The organism is Moritella sp. F3 (genome assembly GCF_015082335.1).
GTDB lineage: Bacteria > Pseudomonadota > Gammaproteobacteria > Enterobacterales > Moritellaceae > Moritella.
In genome coordinates this window covers 36,336-60,246 of record NZ_BLRL01000007.1, presented here as the reverse complement: position 1 = coordinate 60,246, position 23,911 = coordinate 36,336, and the positions used below count along the sequence as shown (strand labels likewise).

Genomic DNA, 23,911 nt, shown 5'->3' with positions numbered 1-23,911 from the left:
ATGGCTTTTTTATGATGTTTTTTTGTACATAGAGTGGGATTAGTGTGAGCGCCACCTCATTTGTTGATTATTCTCTCAGCAATTGACTGAAATAAGGCGATAAATCCTTTGCGGTCAACGCTATTTTTGAATAGAGTGTTTAACAGTTTAACGTTATTGAATAGTGGAAAGGACATTCTTATGAACAAAACTCAATTAATCGATGCAGTTGCAGCGAAAGCAGATCTAACTAAAGTACAAGCTAAAGCAGCACTAGAAGAGATCCTAAGTGCGATCACTGATAGCCTTAAAGAAAAAGAAGCTGTACAGCTAATCGGTTTCGGTACTTTTAAAGTAAGCGAACGTTCTGCACGTACTGGCCGTAACCCACAAACGGGTGAAGAAATTCAAATTTCTGCTGCTACAATTCCTGCATTCGTTGCTGGTAAAGCACTGAAAGATGCAGTTAAAAACGCAAACAAATAAACATTAGTTTTTATTAATTTAAAACTTAATGAAAAAAGCACCTAAATTAGGTGCTTTTTTATTATCTGCGATTTAATGATTACTCAGTGAATACGCGATTTAAGATACGAGCTGAGGGTTTTCTTTCTCGGCTGGTTGTACGCGAACACGTTGGATAACATTGTTTTCTATTTCTAGCACTTCGAGTGGATGATCTGCAATCTTGAGGCTGATATTAGGTTCTGGGATCTCTTCCAGATATTCTAAAATCAAACCATTTAAAGTTTTTGGACCATCGGTTGGGAAGTGCCAGTTCATTTCTTTATTAATGTCACGCACGTTTGCAGTACCGTCAATTATATAACTGCCGTCAGGTTGCGCTACAATCTCTTCGCTTGCCGAAGGCGCCATGGTGGTTGTAAAGTCACCGACAATCTCTTCTAAGATGTCTTCAAGTGTTACTAGACCTTGAATGTCGCCATATTCGTCTACGATCAAGCCTATGCGCTCTTTTTTACGTTGGAACTTCAATAGCTGCACGTTAAGTGGCGTTGCCTCTGGGATGAAGTACAGCTCTTTTACCGCACGTAATAGCGTGGTTTTATCGAATTGTTCTTTAAGTAATAAACGTAATGCATCACGGGTATGCACAAAGCCAACCGCGTCATCGATAGTGTCACGATATAGCAATACCTTGGTGTGAGAGATATTACGTAATTGACGTAACAAGATCTCCCATTCATCGTTAATGTCGATGGCGATGATCTCGTTACGCGGCACCATGATGTCATCAACCGTTACTTTTTCTAGATCGAGAATACTGATAAGCATATCTTGGTGGCGTTGTGGGATCATCGCACCGGCTTCATGTACCACTGTACGCAGTTCTTCAGAGCTTAACGCGCCATTATCATCATGATTAACATTGACACGGAATAGGCGAAGTAGGCCATTGGAAATGATATTAACGAGCCATACTAGCGGGTAAAATAGCGTGAGTAATGGACGTAATATAAATGAACTTGGGAAGGCGACTTTTTCAGGGTGCAGCGCGGCTAACGTTTTTGGTGTTACTTCAGCAAAAATAAGGATAACAATCGTTAATAGACCGGTAGAAACAGCTAAACCAAGCGCTTCATTTTCTGCGAATAAACGCATACCGATAATCGTTGCTATAGAAGAGGCCAGGATATTGACCAAGTTGTTACCAATTAGAATAAGACCAATCAAACGATCCGGTCTGTTGAGGAGTTTTTCTACACGTTTCGCACCCGTATGGTTATTTTTAACCAGGTGCTTAAGCCTGTAACGATTGAGAGACATCATGCCGGTTTCTGAGCTAGAGAAATAAGCAGATATAAGAATTAAAATAGTCAGGAGACCAAACAAGGTCCCCGTTGATATGTCGTCCAAGTGTTATCCTTTGATTACGCGAGTATATGTATAATGATTAAAGTGTCGTGGTTATCTGTTTAACGGTATTACTTAAGGATTATCTCTTTTACAAAGCGAGATCCAAAATAAGCCAATGACAGTAGTATAGAGCCAAACAAGGTACCAAATGCAATTTTATTGCTACGCCAGCCTTGTTTAAAATGGCCCCAGAGTAATACTGAATAGAATAACCACGCTAAGATAGACAAGACGGTTTTATGTGCTTGTGTATGCGTAAATGCATCTTCAAAAAAGATGAAGCTGGTTAGTATCGCAATCGACAGCAATACTAAGCCAACGCTGAGTAGTCTTATCAGTTGTTTTTCTATTGTCATTAATGATGGTAGTGCGGGGTGCATCGCAATAGGACGCTTGTGTTTAAGCTGATAGTCTAGATAAGCCATTTGTAGCGCGAGTAAGCTCGCCACGATGAACGCTGCATAGGCAAACAATATCACCACAATGTGTATAACGAGTGGTGTGTTATGACTTAGGTTGGAAATATAGATAGTCGGTAATAGATAACTAATCGCTATCACCACGATCGAGAAACCATAGACGATAGGTAACAAAGGTAATATTTTAAATTTATTGACCGACATCGTCATTATCATTGAAATGAGTAAACTAATCAGTGCTGCGACATTAATAATGCTTAAATTAATGCCTGCAGTCGTGACAATATCAAAGCCCATCCAGAATAGATGGCAAAGTGTCGCACTCGCCCCTAAAATGAAGATAGTACGTATGCTAGGCTGCTGCGTAACCGTTAAGGCTTTAATGCAATAATAAGTTGCAGCTATATAGAAAATAATAGCGCCGAGAGCAAACAGTTCCATAGGGCTCACTTTAATGTTGATTTATAGGTAGTTATGTAGCCCAGTATACGCTTGCTGTATCTATAGAGCCATATTCAAATGCATTATTTGGAAAGGAAAATATTATTTTTTTATAAAACAATACCTAGCAACACCTTGAGAGTGTGATTTTTGCCCTCAAATAAGGTTATAATCATCAGTAATTATTGCATTTAATCTAATTTATAACGGATAACGTCATGTTTGAGAATTTAACCGATCGCTTATCGGCAACGCTGAAAAACGTCAGCGGCCGTGGTCGTTTGACTGAAGATAATGTCAAAGAGACACTACGTGAAGTGCGCATGGCGTTACTCGAAGCGGATGTTGCTTTACCAGTCGTACGCGAATTTATTAAAAACGTAAAAGAAAAAGCCCTAGGCCAAGACGTATCTAAGAGTCTTAATCCAGGTCAAGCCTTCATCAAGATCGTGCAAACTGAACTTGAGTCGGCAATGGGTGAAGCCAACGAAACATTGAATCTTGCAGCGCAACCGCCTGCTGTATTAATGATGGCTGGTTTACAAGGTGCGGGTAAAACGACCTCTGTGGCCAAGTTAGCGCTGTTTTTAAAACAACGTGAAAAGAAATCTGTATTGGTTGTAAGTGCCGACGTTTACCGTCCAGCGGCAATCAAACAGCTAGAAACATTAGCTGGCGAAGTTGATGTTGAATTCTTCCCAAGTAATATCGAGCAAAACCCGGTTGATATTGCTAACGCAGCAATTGAACACGCACGTAAATCATTTATTGATGTTGTGATTGTCGATACGGCGGGTCGTTTACATGTCGATACTGACATGATGCAAGAGATTCAGGATCTACACGCCGCGATCAACCCGATTGAAACATTGTTTGTTGTTGATGCAATGACTGGTCAAGATGCTGCAAATACTGCTGCTGCATTCAATGAGAGCCTACCATTAACAGGTATTATCTTAACGAAAGCCGATGGTGATGCGCGTGGCGGTGCTGCACTGTCTATACGTCACATTACAGGTAAACCAATTAAGTTTATCGGTATGGGCGAAAAGATTGATGCGCTTGAACCTTTCCATCCAGAGCGTATTGCGTCACGTATTTTAGGTATGGGTGATGTGCTATCACTTATCGAAGAAGTAGAACGTAACGTTGATAAAGATAAAGCTGAAAAACTGGCCAAAAAAGTTCAGAAAGGTAAAGGCTTTGATCTAGAAGATTTCCGTGACCAACTTGTGCAAATGAAAAGCATGGGTGGCATGATGGGTATGATGGATAAGTTACCGGGCATGAACCAGGTACCTGATGCTGTTAAAGACCAAATGGATGATAAATTAACGAGCCGTATGGAAGCGATTATTAATTCGATGACGCCAGCGGAACGTCAACGTCCAGAAATCATCAAAGGCTCACGTAAACGCCGTATTGCTATGGGTTCTGGTTCGCAGATCCAAGATGTGAATAAACTACTGAAACAGTTTACGCAAATGCAAAAAATGATGAAAAAAATGTCGGGTAAAGGCGGCATGAAAAAAATGATGGGTAAAATGAAAGGCATGATGCCACCAGGAATGGGCGGCGGTATGGGTGGAATGGGTGGTGGTAAAGGACCGTTTGGTTAACCCTCCGTTTTAAATTCCTTCTTTATATAGTCATTTTGACCTTCAGCCCCGCTACTATTTATCTTAATAGTAGCGGGGCTTTTTTATTTCAGCTTATTCTCGCTAATTTGTATTTGAACGACGTAATTACAGAATAATGATTGTTTATAGTATAAATAGCGCTAACTAAAGTGCCTCTAGCACACAATAAGGTTGCTTTTAATTAAAATTAGAGTAAAATTGCGCGACTTCGAATCGTCTCATACGTGAGTACTATTTGAACTAAATGGGACCTTGTCAGTGCAAGGTCGGAATACACACTTAATTTATAAAGAGGACGATATGGTAACTATTCGTTTATCTCGTGGTGGTTCTAAGAAATCACCTTTCTATACAGTTGTTGTTACAGACAGCCGTAACGCTCGTGATGGTAAATTCATCGAGAAGCTAGGTTTCTTTAACCCAATGGCTGCTGGTCAAGAAGAACGTGTTCGTCTTGACAACGTGAAAATTGAAGCTTGGGTTGCTAAAGGCGCTACAGTTTCAAACACAGTTGCTAAGTTAATCAAAGACGCTGCTAAAGCTGCTTAATTATCTTAAGGTAAGGAGATCTTGTGAGTTCAACTGACAAACCGATGGTAGTTGGCCGTCTTGGTGCTGTTTACGGCATTAAGGGCTGGATAAAAATCAACTCCTTTACCGATATTCCTGAAGGAATCTTTGACTATTCACCTTGGCTCATCGAGCAAAAGGGCGAATGGGTTGAAGTGGCGATTGAAGATTGCAAACGCCATGGCAAAGGTTTAGTTGCTAAGTTAGTTGGTATTGATGTACGTGAAGAAGCGCAGGCCCTAACGGGTGCTGAAATTGCTATTAACGCAGATCAACTTCCTGAATTAGAAGATGAGTATTACTGGCGCGATATCATTGGCTGCTCTGTTGAGACAGACAAAGGTTATACGTTAGGTAAAGTCACTGATATGATGGAAACCGGTTCTAACGACGTATTAGTAATTAAAGCGAATGCAACAGATGCCTTCGGAAAAAAAGAACGGTTAATCCCGTATCTTGATGGGCAAGTAATTATCAGTGTTGATATTACAGCTCAAAAAATTATTGTTAATTGGGATCCGAGTTTTTAAGACTCATGATCAGCGGAGGCTAGTATGTGGTTAGGGGTTATAAGCCTTTTTCCAGAGATGTTTGATGCCATCACTGAGCAAGGAGTCATCGGTCGAGCAATAAAACGCGATCTGCTTAAGTTCCAAACTTGGAACCCTAGGGATTTTGCCCACGATAAACATAAGACGGTCGATGATCGCCCTTATGGTGGTGGCCCTGGCATGTTGATGATGGTTCAACCATTACGAGATGCTATCCATGCAGCAAAACAGGCAGCAGGTGGTGAGGCGAAAGTTATTTATCTTTCACCGCAAGGACGTAAATTGGATCAAGCTGGCGTACTGGACTTGGCAACAAATGAAAAGATGATTTTTATTTGTGGTCGTTATGAAGGTATTGATGAGCGTATCATCCAATCGGAAGTTGATGAAGAGTGGTCTATCGGTGACTTCGTGTTAACCGGTGGTGAACTTGCCGCAATGACGATGATTGATGCGGTCTCTCGCATGATTCCTGGTGTTTTAGGCACTCAGGCATCCGCAGAGCAAGATTCGTTTGCAGATGGTCTTTTAGACTGCCCGCATTATACGCGTCCGGAAGTGTTAGATGGCATGGCGGTCCCTAAGGTTCTCCTTAGTGGCAATCATAGTAAAATTAGCCAATATAGACAGAAACAGTCTTTAGCTCGAACGTTAGAACGACGACCTGATTTATTAAGTAACCTAGCTCTGACTGATCTGCAAGAGAAACTTCTTGTTGAGATCGTTCGCGAAAGTCGCGAGTTAAAGTAGAGTTTTTCAGTTTATTCTAGGGTATAGAAAATGAGCAACATAATTGCACAGATCGAACAAGAACAAATGAAAACAGATCTACCAACTTTTGCACCTGGTGCTACAGTTGTAGTTCAAGTAAAAGTTGTTGAAGGTGATAAATCACGTCTACAGGCTTTTGAAGGCGTAGTTATCGCTAAACGTAACCGTGGTCTGCACTCTGCATTCACAGTTCGTAAAATCACTTCAAACGGTGAAGGTGTGGAACGTGTATTCCAAACACATTCTCCAGTGGTAGCAAGCATCACTGTTAAGCGTCACGGCGATGTTCGTCAAGCTAAGCTATACTACCTACGTGGTCTTACTGGTAAAGCTGCACGTATTAAAGAAAAATTGGGCAAGCGTAAAAGCAAATAGTCCTTTTTTCATGCAGTTTAAGGTCCGTCTTCTGACGGGCCTTTTTTTTGCCTGCGATTTATAATTAATTCCTGCATTAATACATTCTGAATGAAAAGTCGTTAACGGCTATGTCTTCAATAAATTAGATATTAAAATGTTTTTTGAGTAGCTGATGGGTAAATGCTTTTTTTAAATAAAAGCCCCGTGGTCGCACTTGAATGATCTCCCCCTCGCTACCATACGCTTTGGTTCGGACTTTATTGTTTGCTGCCTTAGGGCGAAGCTGCAAGTACTTACCATGACGCGCAGTGATCTGCTCTACCTGTCCAAGTGCTATCATGTCCATTAACTCTTCCCAGTCTTCTTGTAACTGTGCGTTTTCAAGCGTATCGGGTTGCCAGAGTAGTGGTGAACCAACAATGCGTTCTGCTATCGGAATATCACGCTCACCGAGCACTGGTATCCATAACACCTGCTTTAATTTATTTGCCACGCTGCAAGTCTGCCAAGTGATACCGTGATTACCGGTCAATGGCGCGACACACACAAACGTGGTTTCTAGTGGTTTACCTTGCGCGTTAATAGGGATGGTTTTTAATTCAACCCCAAGCTCTGGAAAATCTTGAATGGGTTTACTGCCAGCTGTCGCACCAAGGTGTAGCTCGAGCAGTTGACCAATCCAGCCTTTTTGCTTGCGCAGATCATTTGGCACGCTGAGGTGATGTAGCGCGGCTATCTGCTGCAGGTTAAATCCGGCAATGTCCTGGGCACGAGTCATTAGCTCGTTAATATCTTTGGGGGGATTTATAATTGGTTGCATGACAAATAACTCTTATATCTCAAGGTTTTGCTTAGCAGAATAACACTTTTAAATCTAGCTGTTAACGGTCGTTTTTCATACTAAATGTGACTTTGCTCTCGTTTTCATGTTGCTTAGATGTTTCATCTGAAGTTTTGATTTTAAGTTGTTGTTTTAAAGTAACTTATTATATTGCTGGCAAGGTTGTGGATAATTTAATGGGTGTTTTATTATGTTAAATGACAATAATTAAAACTCTTCACAAGGTTATCCACAGAAATGGTGGATAACTTCCTATTTCAAGGCTGTATTTTGTTAATAAATATCGATTATAGCGATTGAACCTACTATTTAGTTCAGTTTTCATTACTTTTCCACATGTATTGTGTGTATAACTTACTTTATTGTGGATGGACTCGACTATTATTCGTATATAGCTGTTTTATTGCGCACTTACTTATAGTGGAAGTATGCTTAAAGCGGACTGTATGGATATAAAAATACCGAGTACAGTGACTCGGTATCTTATTGTTTAGTGTTTTAACTAACGTGAGGGTTAATTAAAAATAGAATGCTGCTTTGATGTAACCCATGCTTTCTTTTAGTGCTGCACCGTATTGGTAGTCAGCAGAAAAGCGTGTGTTTTTAGAGTAATCGTAGAAAGCACCGAAACCGTAGAACATGCCTGAGTCAGATAATGTGTCAGTATCGTTCTGAATGGTATCTTTACCATCTTTCGTTACCGTATAATCAGAATTTTCATAGTTGTAATCACGAGATGAGACTTGTGCTGCAAGCGTTAATTTTTCAACTAACTTATATTGCGCTGAAATTTCCCATTGGTCCATGTCTACAGAGTTACGGTCAAATGATGCAGACGATGCGTTTAAATCAACAGATTCATCTTTGTCATTAACACGGTATTGATTATATAAAGCACCGATTTTTAGTTTTTCAGTCGCCTGGTATTCAGTACCTACGTTCCAAGAGTAAGAGTCGTTAACAGCACCCCAGAAAATACCATCAGTACGTAAGAAACCAGCGCCGATTAATAGGCCTTCCATAGGCTTGAAGTCAACAGCACCATTGAAAGAACCGGTTTGCTTATCATCATCTTGTATTACGGTAATACCAGCGTAATATCGAGCATTCCCATACTCAATAGTGGCACCGTTAACATCGCCGCCCGCACCAGTTTCTACAGCGCCTTTACCAAACTCAACAGCAAGATCACCATAGCTTGAGCGTGCATCGAATACAGAGTCGATTAAACCACCTTTAACAGTTACACCGTTATCAAAATTATAACCAATGTAAGATTTATCTAATTTAGCGTCTTTATCCATGTAAGCATCAATCTCGATACCACCGAATACTTGACCATCTTTGTATTTCACGCGAATTGAGCCAGCTGTGTCACTATGATATGTCGCATCTGGAGATTCTTCATTGAAGTGGTAAGCATCGATTGATTGACGTGTATTGCCGCCAATATAACCGCCAACTTCCATAAATGCACCTAGGCTTACTTTATCGGTAACATTGCCTGCATTTGCACTATTCATTGTGCTTGTTATTGCAAGTGCTGATGTTACTGCTGTCGCTAAAAGTTGCTTTTTCACTATATGACTCCGTTGATATACATGCACATTATTTTATGTGCTTAGTAGTAATTTTTGAGTATAAATACAATGCCATCTGTAGGTAATTAGATATTCGTCCTGAAATCGGCGCCATAATACCCGCCAACAGTGATGGATGGCTAGGCTTATTTAAGCGAAATTAAACGACTGGTTGCTTAGTAAGCAAGATTGATGTTTATAATATGAAGTGATACAACTAAGGTGTTGATTTTAATAACCAATAAAGAAAGCCAAGATGTATTATCTTGGCTTTTATTGTCTTGATATTGAAACTATCTCTTTTAGGTTAAAAGAATGTGTTTATATAACCTTTTCACCGTTTTCTATTACTGTTTGACGTACTTTTTTAGTGAACTCGATTGCTTCGTTAATAATCTCTTTTTCGTTAACCGTTAGCATATTTCGATCTTGCATGATCACTTTACCTGCAACGATAGAGTGGCGAACATTAGCTGAGTTAGCTGAGTACACAAGTGCTGAGTATGGGTTGTACATCGGCACCATGTTTGGCGCTTTGGTATCAATAACGATAACATCAGCCAATTTCCCAACTTCTAAAGAACCAATTTTGTCTTCCATGTGTAATGCTCTTGCAGCACCCATGGTTGCCATGTCGATGACTTTAACGGGTGGCATTGCCCCGCGATCGTGATTAACGAGTTTGTGCACTTTAGCCACTTGGTTAAACTCATCGATTGTACTTAGTGTATTACCCGACATTGGACCATCAGTACCTAAACCAATTCGCACGTCTTCGTCATACATCTTAAGCGCTGGTGATACGCCTTTTGCTGATTTGATGTTTGCACTCATGTTATGTGCAACACCGGTACCGGCTTTTTTCACTAACTCGATGTCTGAATCGCTCACATTGATCATGTGTGCGGCAACTAAACGCTCGTCCAGTGAACCAATGCTATCCATATATTCAACAGGTGACTTACCGTCTGAACGTGCTGCGATTTTTTCATTTTCGCGATCTGATTCAGCCAAATGAATTAATACCGGTACGTTATGCTCTTTCGCTAATTTGGTGATTTGTTGCAGTACTTCAGTGGTATTGGTATACGGTGCATGTGGGGCGAATGCTGGTGTAATACGCGGATGGTCTTTATATTCTTCGATAAAGTTTAATGCGTATTGAATACCTTCTTGGGCATTTTGTGCATCGGCAACAGGGAATTTAATTACTGTTTCACCTAAAATTGCGCGCATACCTATTTTATCAACGGTTTTTGCTACTTCGTCTTCAAAGTAATACATGTCGCTATACATAGTTACGCCACCTTTAACCATTTCGAGGTTACCGAGGTTGGCGCCAATACGAACCATGTCACGGCTGACGAGTTTTTTCTCTAGTGGGAAGATATAGCGGTGTAAACGTCCTGGAACATCATCTGCTAATGAACGAAATACGGTCATTGATGCGTGAGTATGGGTATTGATTAAACCTGGCATAACGATGTCGCCATCAACATCCATTACGGTATTTGCTTGGTATTGCTGTGCAAGTTTAGCATCACCAACGGCAATGATTTTGTTGCCTTTAATAACCACAGTACCATTTTCATAAATGGTTTTATCACTGTTCATTGTTAATACAGTTGCATCGGTGATCATCAGATCCACTTTTTCTGCTGCGTGCAAAGATGTAGCGAAAATGATTGAAGCGGCAAGCAATGTTTTGTTTAAAATATTGTTACTAGCAAACATGTTTAAATCTCAATTTTATATGAATAGGACAGAAAACACTCTGGAAAGTCGAGTTAGACGATTTTCCAGAGCTTTATAAACGGATTAACCTTTCATAGCAATCAAATATCTTTAAATGCCCCCATTAGTAGTAGTTGATTTGGTCATATTTGTTATGAGCATATATTATTGAATGATACTTTATAACCTTGGTTATTTTTTAGCATGATTCAATTTTGATAAATAACGGTGTTTTAGCGGTATTAAGCGATTAGTTTGCTATAAATGATGGGTATTTTACTTTTGTAAATGGATCTTTCGCAAAATTACGAGTGTAAATTTGCTGCCCATTGATTTATATGAAACAATCAAGTTAACTAAAATTCTACCCTTAAGGTGCTAATGTGATTGATAGCGATGGCTATCGTCTGAATGTAGGCATCCTAATTTGTAATCGTGAAGGTCAAGTTTTATGGGCTAAACGTTGTGGGCAACATTCTTGGCAATTTCCGCAAGGTGGTGTAGATAATGGAGAGTCTGCAGAGCAAGCAATGTATCGAGAACTATATGAAGAAGTTGGGCTAAAAGCGAAACATGTTTCGATTTTGGCAACTTCAAAAACATGGTTGAAGTATAAATTACCAAAGCGATTAGTCAGATGGGATAGTAAACCAGTCTGCATAGGGCAAAAGCAAAAATGGTTTTTACTGTGTCTGGAAGCGGATGACAGTAAGATCGACTTTAAACGCACTGGGCATCCTGAGTTTGATGATTGGCGTTGGGTCAGTTATTGGTATCCAGTACGTCAGGTCGTATCGTTTAAAAAAGACGTTTATCGTCGTGTAATGAAAGAGTTTGCTCCCGTAGCATTACCCTTTGTACGCAAAGAGATTAAACGTAAACGGCGTTAATATTAATTAGTGCCTATGCCTTGAATTGCCACGGTGGCTTTCAAGGCAAGGCATTACTTATTTACTTTTCTACTTTCTATATTTTATAAATTCCCTCCTTTAGCTATAACTCTCTAATACTTTTGTTTTATTTACCTTGATTTACAGATTCTGTTGCGGCTGTTTCTTTGTTGTGGCTAGCATTTGGTGTAAGGTGTCTTTCTATAACGTAATTTATTGCCTTAGCATCGGTAAGCATTTTCTCTTATTCAGGAACTCAATAATGTCGCAGACATATCTACAATATCCAGAAATTGATCCTATTGCGATCAGTCTTGGTCCTATCAATGTTTACTGGTATGGATTGATGTATTTACTTGGTTTTTTATTTGCTAACTGGATGGGTAATCGTCAAGCAGCTAAACCAGGTAGTAACTGGAATAAAGACGAAGTCGGGGATCTATTGTTCTATGGCTTCCTTGGTGTGATCTTGGGGGGGCGCATTGGTTATGTGCTGTTTTATAACTTTGGCTTATTCCTTGATGACCCAATGTATCTATTCCGTATCACCGACGGCGGCATGTCATTTCACGGTGGTCTAATTGGTGTATTGTTGGCATTTGTGTATTTTGGTCGTAAAACCCAGCGTTCATTCTTTGTTATTGCTGACTTTATTGCGCCTATGGTGCCGTTTGGCTTAGCCGCTGGTCGTATTGGTAACTTTATCAATGGCGAGCTGTGGGGACGCGTAACAGATGTGCCTTGGGCGATGATTTTCCCAACGGGTGGAGACTTACCTCGTCATCCAAGTCAGTTGTATCAGTTTGCAATGGAAGGCGTATTACTGCTGCTCATCTTGCAAGTATTTGCGCGTAAACCACGTCCTGTTGGTGCTATCTCGGGTCTGTTCTTATTCGGTTATGGTATTTTCCGCTTTATAGCTGAATACTTCCGCCAACCAGATTCACAGCTTGGTCTGTATTTTGATCTGATCAGTATGGGACAAATCTTATCAACACCAATGATCTTCCTTGGTGCGTTGATTATGTTTATTGCTTATAAAAAACCGACTTTATTTACCGGTAAAGCGAGCCAAAAATAACAGATAATTCCCCCTGCAGAGATCCTATATACTATATTTAGTTGATAGGGGACCTGCAGGTTCATCACTTGCCATTTTTATGTTTTCCGCTATTAAAATTAATTATTTTATCAAATCAGTTGGTTTTGTCCGCCTTGTTTATAATCACTGACTTTATGTTGACACGATGACTTGCCTATCTAATTATACGGTATTAATAACGAGCAGCTTGATAAAAAGAGCATGCTGCTAGCCTGTAATGAGTAACACTGCAGTATGAATATTTTATCTATTTGTTTAGTTGCGTTGGGATTGATTTTTTTATCTCAAAGCCTAAGGCCAGCAATTAAAATCTGTAAAAAAGTGCGTAGCTTGGGTTGGCAGTTATTACTGCTATTGATTGTTTTTTTCTTTATTGGCTACTGCTCATTTCTGTATTATCTGGCTAATATCACCACTGTTTCTATTGTCGAAATATGTCTATCGACCATCCTATTTGGCGGTAGTGTTTTTGTGTTTATGGTCATTAACTTTAGCCTTAGCAGTATTGAGGCCCTTCATCTTGTTGCACAACAAGAGCGCCACAATGCATTACATGACTCATTAACTGGTTTACCCAATAGACAGCACTTTATGCAGTCTGTAACAGCGAAAGTAACTGCAGCTGCGCCTTTCTCTGTTTTTGTATTAGATTTAAATGACTTTAAGCAAATTAACGATGCTGTCGGGCATTATTATGGTGATCAACTTCTGATCCAGCTTTCGAAAAGGCTGGCACAAGCATTACCTAAAGATTGTTTTTTTTCACGGGTTGGCGGTGATGAGTTTGTGCTGTTGTTTGATTCGGTCGAGGATGCTGAGATCATTAAGTTAATGGGAACCGTAGATAATGCGCTGCTTGAGCCATTTAACCTTGATAGTTATAACTTTAATGTGCGCCTTAGTACTGGTGTCAGCTTATTCCCTCATGATAGCGGTGAGATTGCACCGTTGTTGCGCAAAGCAGACACCGCGATGTACGAGGCTAAAAAGCAACGAGTGTCTTATCGATTATATAACGATGCATTAGACAACGATGCGAAAACCCGGTTGGCGATATCGAGTAAGTTGCAGTTGGCGTTAGCTGAGAGTCAATTTGAAATATATTATCAGCCCGTGCTGAAACTAAAAGCAACCAAAAACCATCATTTCGAAGCCTTGTTACGTTGGCCACAGGCGGATGGTAGCTTTATTCCACCCGATCAGTTTATCCCGCTGGCAGAGCAGAATGGTTCTATTCGTCAGGTGACATTGTGGGTGCTTGATCGTATTTGCATACATCTAGCTTATTTTGCCAGAAAGGATATAGATGCCTGTATTCACATCAACTTATCCGCTTTAGATTTACAAGATGATCGCTTTGCTACGCACCTTGCTGACTTGGTATGTGAGGGACGGTTATCTCCAACACAACTGGTATTGGAAGTGACTGAAACGGCAATCATGGCGGATGTTGCTAAAACCCGCGAGATTCTTTCAAAATTATCTCGTCAAGGTTTTCGTATTAGTCTTGATGATTTTGGTACTGGCTTTTCATCACTGTCTATTTTAAGAGAGCTACCGATTAATCAAATTAAGATCGATCGTTCTTTTGTGATGGCGATGCATAACGGTAATACCAATAATGCGATTGTCCGTTCAATTATATTTCTGGCTCAAAATTTGGGTTGCAGCGTGGTGGCTGAAGGCGTAGAGAATAAAGCGATTGCTGAGGAACTGATCCAATTGCGGTGTGATTATTTGCAAGGTTATTATTATTGCAAACCGTTACCCTTCGCTGCTGTGTTTCCCTATTGTGAGCAACAAGGTTGGAAAGTCGCATTACAGTAACAATCATCATCCAGTCAAAATGCAAAAGGGCGTTAACCAATAAAGTTAACGCCCTTTTGCTATGTGGTTTTTGTAGTCTCAACTATCGACAGCTAAGGCTTACTCATGGTCGATGTTATACCGAAAATGGATATTTAATCGCGTCATGGTGTTGGTAATCTGTTACTTCAAAATCAGCCATGGTTACCCAGGTTTCTAAATCTTCCAATGTCTTAATTTTCGGATTGATGTGAAGTTTCGGCAGTGGTAATGGTTCACGTTTTAATTGCACGTCACGCATCAATTCTAGCTGATCTTCGTAAATGTGCGCATTCACAATCTTATGGTATGCCTGACCGGCTTTGTGGCCTGTGATTTGGGCTACTAGCGCTAACAATACGTGTACTTGAACCATATTGAAGTTTAAGCCTAATGGCACGTCACATGAACGCTGTGTGCTGTTTAGGTATAGCGTATCACCAAGTAGTGAAAAGTGATGGCTGTACATGCACGGGCGTAAACAACCCAGTTCGAATGCACCTGGATTGAAGAAAGTTAAGATTTCGCCGCGGTTATCAATACCGTTCGTTAAGTCATCAATGATTTGGCGTAATAGATCGACTGTGCCGCCTTGTGGTTTTACCCAGTTACGTGCGCAGGCGCCATAGACATAACCCATGTCATCTTCACCTTTACGGTGTGGACTTGCTAACCAAACTGGATTTTCATTAGCATTAGCATCCCAGGTTTTGGTGCCTAATGCGCGAAAGTCTGCTGCGTTGTCATAACCACGGATGTAACCAATGATCTCGGCAATGGCTGATTTCCAAAAGCTTTTACGGGTTGTGACTAATGGAAACTCATTGTTTGCTACGTCATAAGTGAGATCAGCATTGATTACGGTTAAACAGCGTTTTCCGGTACGTTCATTCTCTACCCAAACACCTTCTTCCACTATTCGTGTACATAAATCAAGATACAGCTTCATCGATTACTCACTTTTATTGTTATGCATTAATTATTGTGCATTAATTTGCGTGAGCGGGATCCTTACATAGATTCGGAGGGGTTACAAATAGCATTTATCAAAGAGGTCTAATTATCGCTGATAAGATATCAGCGATAATTAGATTATAGGCTTTGGTCATTAAACCTGTTCGAGTTGCAGCGCTTGGGCGTTAAAACGCTTTTTATTCTTATCGGTGAATTGCGTGAGGTCTAATACGATCAGACCATCGATGCAATGGTTGAAATTGGGATCGATATTGAAGTCAAAAATCTGTACACCACCGGGTTTACACAATTTAGTGTATTGCTTAAACAAGGTCGGCACACTAAAGCCCATATGATTAAGCTGGGCTTTTAAAATTACCATCCCTGACTCCGCGTCGGAACCTGCGAATAAGTCGGTTAAACGTCGATTAGCTTGCTCTGACAAACGAAATGGCATGCTAGCCGTCGCCACACTGTTTGGATTGCCGTAGAAGTGCTGATAATAATACACCAGTAGCTCTTTAGCGGGTTGCGAATAGCTGTTACTGATACTCACCGTACCAAACAGATAGCGACTACCGCTGTGCTGAATAATGTATTCCATGATCCCTTGCCATAGATACTCTAGGCAACGAGTTCCCCAGTACTTAGGCTGAATAAAGCTACGACCAAGTTCTATGCCTGATGTCAGATAAGGGTTCATCGCTGGTTGATAGTCGAACAAGGTGGCACTGTAAAGTTGCTGTTGTACCTTGGCTAAATCGACTTTATTGGTTTCTAATAACCGATAAGCGCCGATCAATTCCAGTGCTTCATCATCCCACAGTAGAATATGGACATACGAGTTATCATAGATATCGACATCACGGCGTTCTCCAGTGCCTTCACCGACTAAGCGGAATGACTCTTCTCGCAAGCGACCTATTTCACGCATAATGGTTGAGTTAGCTTGATGGCGATAGCAATAAATCTGTTTACCATCACGGCTATCACTGAGCTTTTTGCAAGCGTGTATCTCACTGCGCAATAGAGCTTTGTTTTCAGGATGCGCAATGGCTGACTGGGTATTGAAAATAGACGGTTTATCTTTGGTTAAGCGATATAGGTGCTTACGAAATAGTGCTGTTTTGGTATTCATCGGTAAATCGAGGGCTTGATAAGTATCATAATTTATTTGCTCACCAATACGAATCGATACCGAGTTATGCGCATGTTTAAACATTTCTCGAATTAACCACAGGGTTGATATTGGTTTTGATAGCATGGATAAGCTATAGAAAAATAGTGAGTTTTTAGCATTGATGTAAATAGGGATGATAGGGGCTTGCACGCTGCTGGCTATGCGTAAGAAACCATTGCGCCACTTACCGTCTTTGACGCCCTGTGGGCTAATACGTGAAACTTCGCCCGCGGGGAATATAATGATCACACCTTCATCCTTGAGATGTGTTTTTATTGCCTGTAAACGCTCGCCTGCCGTACCGCCATTCATGTTATCTACTGGTAGTAAATAATCGTGCACTGGCTTGATGATCATCAGCATATCATTGGCGACGACTTTCACGTCTGGACGCACTTTGCTGACCATTTTCAGTAGTGCCATCCCATCGAGTGTACCAATCGGGTGATTGGCGATGATCACGGCTTTACCAGTTGCAGGAATGCGTTCTATTTCATTGGGGCGCACGGAATAGCTAAAACTAAAGTGCTCGAATACTTGTTCAATAAACTCGATACCAGTGAGGTGGGCATAGGTTTCGCCAAACTGACGTAATTCACGTTCGTGGAACAGTAATCTGAGTGTCGCCAACATAGGTTTGGCGATAAGACGGGTGCTTTTCTTTTGAAAAAAGTCGGGGTAACGTTGGTTTATTTCGGCTTCTACGTTGAGCATAATCTTCATCCTTTAGATTATTGATGGCTTTATCATAGAAGTAGAAGATGACATTTTTAGTGATTTTTTATGGCAATTGAATGACGAGTTAACATCCTATTCTGTGAGCCACTCTGCAATCTGATGACAGACCCAACTGCTGTCATCAAGCGGTAAATCGTGACCAGCTGTGGGGTGATAATGAATTGGACACAACCATTTTTTTGCAATTACAGTACTGCAGCTAACATCAACGAGTCGGTCGTGTGAGCTTGCGAGTAACAAAATATGTTTAATGGGTGCCTGCGTTGGCGGACTAAAACGACTAGCTGCAACCAGTTGTCGCAGTGCATTTTGACGGCTTACAGGCTGCTGCACTGCATAATCAGCCCAGCGCTGTGCTAATGCTTGATGGTTATTAATTTGAGTGTGACTTTGTTGGTTATGCGTATGTGGGGCTGTATGGCTAGTCATCTTTAAAATGAGCTGTTCTTGCTGCAAAGGTGGACTGGTTAATATTTTCAGTAGCGTGGGGACATTGTGTAATTTAAGACGTTGGTGAAGAGGACTGAATTCTTTGAAGCTGGTATTAATAAACACCATGCGCTCGACCTCATTAGGAAAATGTTTTGCCCATTCCGTTGCGATCATGCCGCCCATCGAAATCCCCAGTAATCGGATCGGATAACTCACATGCTGGTGCTGCTGTCTAAATGTATGACGCAGTTGCCGCATAATAGCTGTGATCGATCTTGGTGTTGTGACTTGCCATTGACTACCTGTACCAGCAATATCACAACATATAACTTGACCATTAAGTTGTTGGGACAGCTTGGTTGGAAAGTCTTCCCAGTGCAATTTTTGGCGGCACAGCCCACGGATTAATAGCCATATTGGTGTGGGGTTTTCCTTCTCAATCGGTAAGGGTAATAGACTATTCGTTATACCAGAGCGAAGTTGCATCGGCATGATGACGTTCCTTATTTAGTTGTGGTAGCCAGTGTGCGTAAGAACCCGTTACCTTAATTAAAAACTCCATGAGTACGTGGTGTTGGCGCAGAACACGCTTAACTCGGTGGGGCTGAATAGGATGAAAAATGCCACTGGATTTAAATACTTGCAGGGGATTTTTTTTGATCCAGGTCCATGAGCCCATTTCTAATGTCAGTGGTAAAAAGGTGGTATCAAGATTGAGCGATTGGTCATATAAATGATCCCACAAATCTCCATGGGTCATGTAATTACGTGCTTGCGGTTCAAATACATAATCTTGGTGTGGGTAGGTTTCTGTGAGCATTTTTCGCAGTTTAAATATTTCAGCTAAGTGAGGAATTGGCTGTTTTGATTTTGCGTATGGAAACCAAATTTGATTGTTGAAGCCGAATCCAGAGTGGCAATCCAATGCGATGCTGAACGGTGCCGCCAATAATTCTTGGTTAATATGTTCAACGAGTACACGGGACTCCTCTTGCATTGCTTTGCCTTTTCTGCCGCGATACCAGGGTAATATATTACTGATCCGCTGGCCGCCAACCAGCCAAGGCACGGTGCCAGCAGCATCTACAGGCGCATTACGCATTAAATCAACACCATTACCATTGGCCCGGCTATTGTTGAGCATACCGACTGGATTCATTAATGGCAGAAAGAGTAGTTTTACTTGGCTTAATTCCTGATGTAGCGATTGGTCCCATTTTAGTCGACGAATGAGGCTTTCAAACAAGGCGAGGATAACTTGGGTGCCGATGCGTTCAACACCATGAATGCCTCCGATAAAGGCGATGACAGGGGCATTTCGGGATTGTGACCCCATACTGATCGAGTACAAAGGGTAACTGAATTTTTTGTAAGGTACGCGCGCTAATACTTGGTGGCGCAAGTGTGTACCACCGAGTGCTATCAATTTTTCTAACTGCACGAGTTCGGGTAAAGATGGCTGTTGCTGGGTGCGTAATGGCATTAATAATTACCTAAATAGTATGGTTAAAATAATTAATACATACCAATATAACGAAATTGACAAATTTTAAGGTTAAATCTTTGTGAATTTTCTATACTAAATTTATGTGGTTGATGTTTTTGATTATTTATCAAAATACGAATACCTAATAGCAAGCAAGGAGGCTGATTTGTATAAATCGTTAACGCAATTCTTACGCACTGAGTCATCAGGTGGCGTATTACTGATTATCGCGGCCGTATTAGCGATGATCGTGGCTAACTCGCCATTCTCAGAGTTGTATCTGAGTTTTTTACATACCGAAATGCAAGTACGAGTCGCTGATATTGATATTAATAAGTCATTCAGCCATTGGATTAATGATGGCTTGATGGCGGTATTTTTCTTATTAATCGGGCTTGAAGTAAAGCAAGAATTGGTTGAAGGGGCGCTGGCGAGTCGTAAAAAATCACTGTTTCCTATCATTGCTGCCGCTGGTGGTATGTTTGCACCGGCATTGGTGTATTTAAGCTTTAATGGTGCTGATCCCGAGGCTGTAAAAGGCTGGGCAATTCCTGCCGCTACGGATATTGCGTTTGCGTTAGGCGTATTATCGTTATTGGGAAAACGGGTACCAGTTAATTTAAAAATATTCTTACTGGCATTGGCTATTATGGATGATTTAGGCGTGATCATTATCATCGCTTTATTTTATACCGCAGATATGTCGGTACTCTCACTGACCCTCGCGTGTGCTTGCATTAGCGTGTTGTGGCTGATGCATCGTTATAATGTGATGAGTTTAACGCCGTATTTGATCGTTGGCGCCTTGCTATGGGTCGCGGTATTAAAATCAGGCGTACATGCGACGCTGGCAGGAGTTGTGATTGGTTTTGCTATTCCGATGTACCGTAAAGATAATAAAGATGATGTCGAAAATCCGCATTCACCAGCCAAAACATTAGCGCGTTGGTTACATCCTTGGACTAAGTATTACATTTTACCTTTGTTCGCCTTTGCTAATGCTGGCGTTTCGTTAACCAATATACAACTCAGTGATATAACATCTGCACTACCTATCGGAGTGGCACTAGGGCTATTTATTGGTAAACCTTTAGGCATCTTTACGATTAGCTGGTTAGCGGTGAAATTTAAAATTGCGACATTACCTGAAGGGGTTAACTTTAAACAGGTTTTCGCGGTATCAGTGCTGTGTGGTATTGGCTTTACGATGTCGATGTTCATCACATCATTAGCGTTTACCGATCCGGTGATGGCTGACTTGGCGCGTTTGGGGATATTAATTGGCTCTACGTTGGCAGCAGTGTTTGGTTATTACTTACTGGCGTGTGCAACAACGGCTAAAAATGATGTGGATATAAAAGAAAAGGCGGTAGGCTAGTAGCGGGTATGACAGGTTAGAACCTGATTACTCATTTTTCAGATATAAAAAAACCAGCCGAAGCTGGTTTTTTCATTATCATATTAAGCAATAATTAAAGTGCTTTGATCTTTGCAGAAAGACGGCTCTTAATACGAGCAGCTTTGTTTGCGTGGATCAGGCCTTTACAAGCCATACGATCTAGAATCGGTTGTGCAGCAACAAATGCAGCAGTCGCTTCTTCTTTATTACCAGCAGCGATAGCTACGATAATTTTTTTAGTTAGTGTACGCATCATTGAACGGCGTGAAGTGTTGTGCTTACGGCGTTTTTCAGATTGAATTGCGCGTTTTTTAGCAGACTTGATATTAGCCAAGGTCCTACTCCTAAATGTCTAAAGACGTTAATTTTATAAAGGCGAGGAATATGCCTTGCCTAACGAAATTTGTCAATATTTTTGTGTAAATAACAGGCAAAATATTGGCAACTAACTGCAATGACAGTTAAGATGTGGGACATATTTTAGCAGCAAATGCGGCTCACGAACAGGGCTTGATTGACATAAAAGGTATTTCTTGAGTAATAAATTAATAAAATCTGGTCTTATCGTCAGTTCGATGACCATGATCTCACGTATTTTAGGACTGGTTCGAGATGTTATCGTTGCAAACTTGATGGGCGCGGGTGCTGCAGCCGATGTTTTCTTCTTCGCCAACAAAATCCCCAATTTCTTACGACGCTTGTTTGCTGAAGGTGCATTTGCACAGGCTTTTGTGCCAGTTTTGACCGAATATCAACAAACTGGTGATAAAGAGAAGGTAAGACAATTAATCGCCTCTGTCTCCGGCACATTAGGGGTATTAGTGACAATTGTTACCTTATTTGGGGTAATTGGCTCCCCGTTGATCACTATTTTATTTGGTGCGGGTTGGTTTGTTGATTGGCTTAATGATGGGCCGGATGCACACAAGTTTGAACTAGCATCATTTATGTTGAAAATTACTTTTCCTTATTTGTGGTTTATTACTTTTACCGCATTATCTGGTGCAATTTTGAACACTTTGGGTAAATTTGCTGTAGCGGCCTTTACTCCGGTATTTTTAAATATCGCTATTATCGGTGCGGCATTGTTCATTTCTCCGACTCTAGAGCAACCTGAAGTCGGTCTTGCTATTGGTGTATTTATCGGTGGCGCTATTCAGTTTTTATTCCAAATTCCATTTTTAGCAAAACAGAAAATGTTAGTCAAACCACGTTGGGGTTGGCGTGATCCTGGTGTGACTAAAATTAGAAAATTAATGATACCGGCGATGTTTGGTGTGTCAGTAAGCCAAATTAATTTATTGTTTGATACATTTATTGCTTCATTTTTAATGACAGGTTCGATTAGTTGGTTGTACTACTCAGACCGATTATTGGAATTCCCGTTGGGGTTATTTGGTATTGCGATTGCGACGGTGATCTTACCTGCATTATCACGTACCCATTCAGCAAAGTCTAACACACAGTTTAAGCAGACGATGGATTGGGGGGTAAGAGTGGTTTTACTGCTTGGTACCCCCGCGATGATGGGCATGATTGTGCTCGCAGGCCCTATGCTTAAAGTACTGTTTATGCGTGGCGAATTTGGCGCGGATGATGTATCGATGGCATCGATGAGTTTAATGGCATATGGCTCAGGATTACTTAGTTTCATGCTTATTAAAGTACTTGCTCCGGGCTACTATGCGCGCCAAGATACTCGTACACCGGTTAAATTCGGCATTATCGCCATGATCAGTAATATGGGATTCAATATCATCCTCGCGATCCCGTTTGGCTATGTTGGTTTAGCACTCGCAACGGCGGGTTCTGCGACCTTGAATGCAGGACTGCTCTATTGGGGACTGCATAAAGAGGGGGTGTATAAGGTTAATGCCGATACTGCTAAAGTGATTATCAAGTTATTCCTGTCTGCTGGCTCCATGGCTGGCTTAATTTACGCTGTTACCCCCGATATAGAGCAATGGTATGCTTGGGGATTATTAGACAGTGGTTTATGCCTGTTAGGATTAATTGGCTTAGCGGCAATAAGCTATTTTATGGCGTTATTGGTACTTGGTTTACGTCCGCGACATTTTAAAATTACTGACTGAGTACAAATTGTTGCTGACCGTGTGCGTTGACTAAGTTATAATTTGTCGTTTTAGTGGAATAGTTGGCAAAGACATGGAGCTGATTCGAGGCATTCACAATTTGAAGCCACACCATCAAGGGTGTGTTTTAACTATCGGTAACTTTGATGGCGTTCATCTCGGGCACCAATCGGTATTACGACAGTTAATCGAAAAAGCGAAACAATTGAATTTGCCAGCAACGGTGATGACATTTGAACCGCAGCCACTAGAGATGATCATTGGCGACAAAGCGCCTGCGCGATTAACACGTTTACGTGATAAGTATGCAGCGTTAAAAGATCAAAATATTGACCAGTTATTATGTGTTAACTTTAATAGCAAATTCGCAGCGCTGTCTGCGGATGAATTTATCACTCAGTTGTTAGTGAATAAATTAGGCGTTAAATATTTAGTTGTTGGTGATGATTTTCGTTTTGGCCATAAACGTACGGGTGACTTTGCTATGTTGCAAGCAGCCGGTGCTAAGTATGGCTTTGACGTGGTGAGTATGGATACGTTTAGCGTTGCGCAAGCACGCGTGAGTAGTACCATGATCCGTGAAGCATTAGCACAAGATAACCTCGATTTAGCCTGTGCGTTATTAGGCCGACCATTTAGTATTTTTGGTAAGGTTGCTCACGGGGCTAAACTCGGACGAACTATCGGCTTTCCAACCGCGAATATACCGTTAAAACGCTGCGTAGACCCTATTAATGGCGTGTATGTAGTTGAAGTGTTAGGTATCAGCGATAATGCTATCCAGGGCGTTGCCAACATAGGTAAGCGACCTACAGTTGGCGGCATACGTACCCAACTGGAAGTGAATTTATTTAATTTTGATGGTGACCTGTACGGCAAACAGCTTGAGGTTGTCCTGAAAAAGAGATTACGTGGTGAACAGAAATTTGCATCCTTTGATGTACTTCGCCAACAAATAGAACGAGATGTCATTGCAGCCAAAACCTTTTTTGGCCTGTCAGTTTAATTTTTAATAATACCAATAACGGAAT

The 23,911-nt window shown here is 41.0% G+C and carries 22 protein-coding genes; 12 read left to right on the top strand and 10 right to left on the bottom strand.

Translation table 11 applies throughout. The features are described from left to right. The first annotated feature begins 180 nt into the window (after positions 1–180). Entirely contained in the window at positions 181–465 is a 285-nt protein-coding gene (locus tag JFU56_RS13340) for an HU family DNA-binding protein (protein ID WP_017221893.1), read from the top strand. A 99-nt stretch (positions 466–564) separates the two neighbouring features. Here the strand turns inward: JFU56_RS13340 and JFU56_RS13335 are convergent, their stop codons facing one another. Together JFU56_RS13335 and JFU56_RS13330 are read right to left on the bottom strand one after the other, a co-directional pair. Then, entirely contained in the window at positions 565–1,857 is a 1,293-nt protein-coding gene (locus JFU56_RS13335; protein WP_198437788.1) for an HlyC/CorC family transporter, read from the bottom strand. Positions 1,858–1,925: 68 nt separating this feature from the next. Next, positions 1,926–2,717, bottom strand: coding sequence for an inner membrane protein YpjD (locus tag JFU56_RS13330; RefSeq protein ID WP_198437787.1), 792 nt, complete (start codon positions 2,715–2,717; stop codon positions 1,926–1,928). A 218-nt stretch (positions 2,718–2,935) separates the two neighbouring features. On the opposite strand from JFU56_RS13330, the gene ffh reads away from it, so the two are divergent. From ffh to rplS, 5 genes are all read left to right on the top strand, one after another. Next, complete coding sequence (gene ffh, locus JFU56_RS13325; protein WP_198437786.1) at positions 2,936–4,336, top strand: signal recognition particle protein; 1,401 nt, start codon at positions 2,936–2,938, stop codon at positions 4,334–4,336. Between the two features lie 321 nt (positions 4,337–4,657). Then, entirely contained in the window at positions 4,658–4,906 is a 249-nt protein-coding gene (gene rpsP / locus JFU56_RS13320) for a 30S ribosomal protein S16 (protein WP_006033748.1), read from the top strand. 23 nt (positions 4,907–4,929) lie between these two features. Beyond that, positions 4,930–5,457, top strand: a complete 528-nt coding sequence (rimM, locus tag JFU56_RS13315) for a ribosome maturation factor RimM (protein WP_019442329.1) — start codon at positions 4,930–4,932, stop codon at positions 5,455–5,457. 24 nt (positions 5,458–5,481) lie between these two features. Then, positions 5,482–6,228 (top strand): tRNA (guanosine(37)-N1)-methyltransferase TrmD, encoded by a 747-nt coding sequence (trmD, locus tag JFU56_RS13310; RefSeq protein ID WP_019628943.1) that lies wholly within the window; start codon positions 5,482–5,484, stop codon positions 6,226–6,228. Positions 6,229–6,258: 30 nt separating this feature from the next. Next, entirely contained in the window at positions 6,259–6,624 is a 366-nt protein-coding gene (rplS, locus tag JFU56_RS13305; protein WP_198437785.1) for a 50S ribosomal protein L19, read from the top strand. A gap of 124 nt (positions 6,625–6,748) precedes the next feature. Here the strand turns inward: rplS and mutH are convergent, their stop codons facing one another. The 3 genes from mutH to JFU56_RS13290 form a co-directional block, all read right to left on the bottom strand. Next, the gene (mutH, locus tag JFU56_RS13300) at positions 6,749–7,426 is read right to left on the bottom strand and encodes a DNA mismatch repair endonuclease MutH (RefSeq protein ID WP_198437784.1); all 678 of its coding nucleotides are present in this window, start codon (positions 7,424–7,426) and stop codon (positions 6,749–6,751) included. Positions 7,427–7,965: 539 nt separating this feature from the next. Further along, positions 7,966–9,027, bottom strand: a complete 1,062-nt coding sequence (locus JFU56_RS13295) for a hypothetical protein (protein ID WP_198437783.1) — start codon at positions 9,025–9,027, stop codon at positions 7,966–7,968. Positions 9,028–9,348: 321 nt separating this feature from the next. Then, positions 9,349–10,761 (bottom strand): amidohydrolase, encoded by a 1,413-nt coding sequence (locus tag JFU56_RS13290; RefSeq protein ID WP_198437782.1) that lies wholly within the window; start codon positions 10,759–10,761, stop codon positions 9,349–9,351. 383 nt (positions 10,762–11,144) lie between these two features. On the opposite strand from JFU56_RS13290, the gene rppH reads away from it, so the two are divergent. From rppH to JFU56_RS13275, 3 genes are all read left to right on the top strand, one after another. Then, positions 11,145–11,651: an RNA pyrophosphohydrolase gene (gene rppH, locus JFU56_RS13285; protein WP_019442324.1), complete on the top strand. Its 507-nt coding sequence runs from the start codon at positions 11,145–11,147 to the stop codon at positions 11,649–11,651. A 262-nt stretch (positions 11,652–11,913) separates the two neighbouring features. Continuing rightward, on the top strand, positions 11,914–12,732 hold the full coding sequence (lgt, locus tag JFU56_RS13280) for a prolipoprotein diacylglyceryl transferase (protein ID WP_198437781.1): 819 nt from the start codon (positions 11,914–11,916) through the stop codon (positions 12,730–12,732). 255 nt (positions 12,733–12,987) lie between these two features. Further along, positions 12,988–14,580, top strand: a complete 1,593-nt coding sequence (locus JFU56_RS13275; protein ID WP_198437780.1) for a bifunctional diguanylate cyclase/phosphodiesterase — start codon at positions 12,988–12,990, stop codon at positions 14,578–14,580. 115 nt (positions 14,581–14,695) lie between these two features. Here the strand turns inward: JFU56_RS13275 and JFU56_RS13270 are convergent, their stop codons facing one another. From JFU56_RS13270 to JFU56_RS13255, 4 genes are all read right to left on the bottom strand, one after another. Next, positions 14,696–15,547, bottom strand: a complete 852-nt coding sequence (locus JFU56_RS13270; protein ID WP_198437779.1) for a thymidylate synthase — start codon at positions 15,545–15,547, stop codon at positions 14,696–14,698. A gap of 159 nt (positions 15,548–15,706) precedes the next feature. Beyond that, positions 15,707–17,446: a GNAT family N-acyltransferase gene (locus JFU56_RS13265; RefSeq protein ID WP_198437778.1), complete on the bottom strand. Its 1,740-nt coding sequence runs from the start codon at positions 17,444–17,446 to the stop codon at positions 15,707–15,709. A gap of 96 nt (positions 17,447–17,542) precedes the next feature. Then, positions 17,543–18,394 (bottom strand): alpha/beta fold hydrolase, encoded by an 852-nt coding sequence (locus JFU56_RS13260; protein ID WP_198437777.1) that lies wholly within the window; start codon positions 18,392–18,394, stop codon positions 17,543–17,545. Then, positions 18,360–19,385, bottom strand: coding sequence for a M14 family zinc carboxypeptidase (locus JFU56_RS13255; protein WP_198437776.1), 1,026 nt, complete (start codon positions 19,383–19,385; stop codon positions 18,360–18,362). The genes JFU56_RS13260 and JFU56_RS13255 overlap by 35 nt, the downstream gene beginning before the upstream one ends. Positions 19,386–19,554: 169 nt before the next feature. On the opposite strand from JFU56_RS13255, the gene nhaA reads away from it, so the two are divergent. Further along, positions 19,555–20,766 carry a Na+/H+ antiporter NhaA gene (gene nhaA / locus JFU56_RS13250; protein WP_198437775.1) on the top strand — a complete coding sequence of 404 codons (1,212 nt, stop codon included), beginning with the start codon at positions 19,555–19,557 and terminating at the stop codon, positions 20,764–20,766. Positions 20,767–20,860: 94 nt separating this feature from the next. Here nhaA and rpsT read toward each other — a convergent pair whose 3' ends face one another. Beyond that, complete coding sequence (gene rpsT, locus JFU56_RS13245; RefSeq protein WP_019442312.1) at positions 20,861–21,121, bottom strand: 30S ribosomal protein S20; 261 nt, start codon at positions 21,119–21,121, stop codon at positions 20,861–20,863. Between the two features lie 199 nt (positions 21,122–21,320). Between rpsT and murJ the strand changes: the two genes are divergently transcribed. Together murJ and ribF are read left to right on the top strand one after the other, a co-directional pair. Then, on the top strand, positions 21,321–22,880 hold the full coding sequence (gene murJ / locus JFU56_RS13240) for a murein biosynthesis integral membrane protein MurJ (RefSeq protein ID WP_198437774.1): 1,560 nt from the start codon (positions 21,321–21,323) through the stop codon (positions 22,878–22,880). Positions 22,881–22,953: 73 nt separating this feature from the next. Further along, entirely contained in the window at positions 22,954–23,886 is a 933-nt protein-coding gene (gene ribF, locus JFU56_RS13235; RefSeq protein ID WP_198437773.1) for a bifunctional riboflavin kinase/FAD synthetase, read from the top strand. The last annotated feature ends 25 nt before the right edge of the window (positions 23,887–23,911 follow it).

Bases quoted from the DNA above. Each gene is read 5' to 3' on its own strand.
- trmD (WP_019628943.1), top strand. From the start codon at position 5,482: ATGTGGTTAGGGGTTATAAGCCTTTTTCCAGAGATGTTTGATGCCATC.
- JFU56_RS13340 (WP_017221893.1), top strand. From the start codon at position 181: ATGAACAAAACTCAATTAATCGATGCAGTTGCAGCGAAAGCAGATCTA.
- rpsP (WP_006033748.1), top strand. From the start codon at position 4,658: ATGGTAACTATTCGTTTATCTCGTGGTGGTTCTAAGAAATCACCTTTC.
- ffh (WP_198437786.1), top strand. From the start codon at position 2,936: ATGTTTGAGAATTTAACCGATCGCTTATCGGCAACGCTGAAAAACGTC.
- JFU56_RS13290 (WP_198437782.1), bottom strand. From the start codon at position 10,761: ATGTTTGCTAGTAACAATATTTTAAACAAAACATTGCTTGCCGCTTCA.
- mutH (WP_198437784.1), bottom strand. From the start codon at position 7,426: ATGCAACCAATTATAAATCCCCCCAAAGATATTAACGAGCTAATGACT.
- JFU56_RS13275 (WP_198437780.1), top strand. From the start codon at position 12,988: ATGAATATTTTATCTATTTGTTTAGTTGCGTTGGGATTGATTTTTTTA.
- JFU56_RS13255 (WP_198437776.1), bottom strand. From the start codon at position 19,385: ATGCCATTACGCACCCAGCAACAGCCATCTTTACCCGAACTCGTGCAG.
- rplS (WP_198437785.1), top strand. From the start codon at position 6,259: ATGAGCAACATAATTGCACAGATCGAACAAGAACAAATGAAAACAGAT.
- JFU56_RS13330 (WP_198437787.1), bottom strand. From the start codon at position 2,717: ATGGAACTGTTTGCTCTCGGCGCTATTATTTTCTATATAGCTGCAACT.
- lgt (WP_198437781.1), top strand. From the start codon at position 11,914: ATGTCGCAGACATATCTACAATATCCAGAAATTGATCCTATTGCGATC.
- ribF (WP_198437773.1), top strand. From the start codon at position 22,954: ATGGAGCTGATTCGAGGCATTCACAATTTGAAGCCACACCATCAAGGG.
- JFU56_RS13270 (WP_198437779.1), bottom strand. From the start codon at position 15,547: ATGAAGCTGTATCTTGATTTATGTACACGAATAGTGGAAGAAGGTGTT.
- JFU56_RS13265 (WP_198437778.1), bottom strand. From the start codon at position 17,446: ATGCTCAACGTAGAAGCCGAAATAAACCAACGTTACCCCGACTTTTTT.
- JFU56_RS13260 (WP_198437777.1), bottom strand. From the start codon at position 18,394: ATGCCGATGCAACTTCGCTCTGGTATAACGAATAGTCTATTACCCTTA.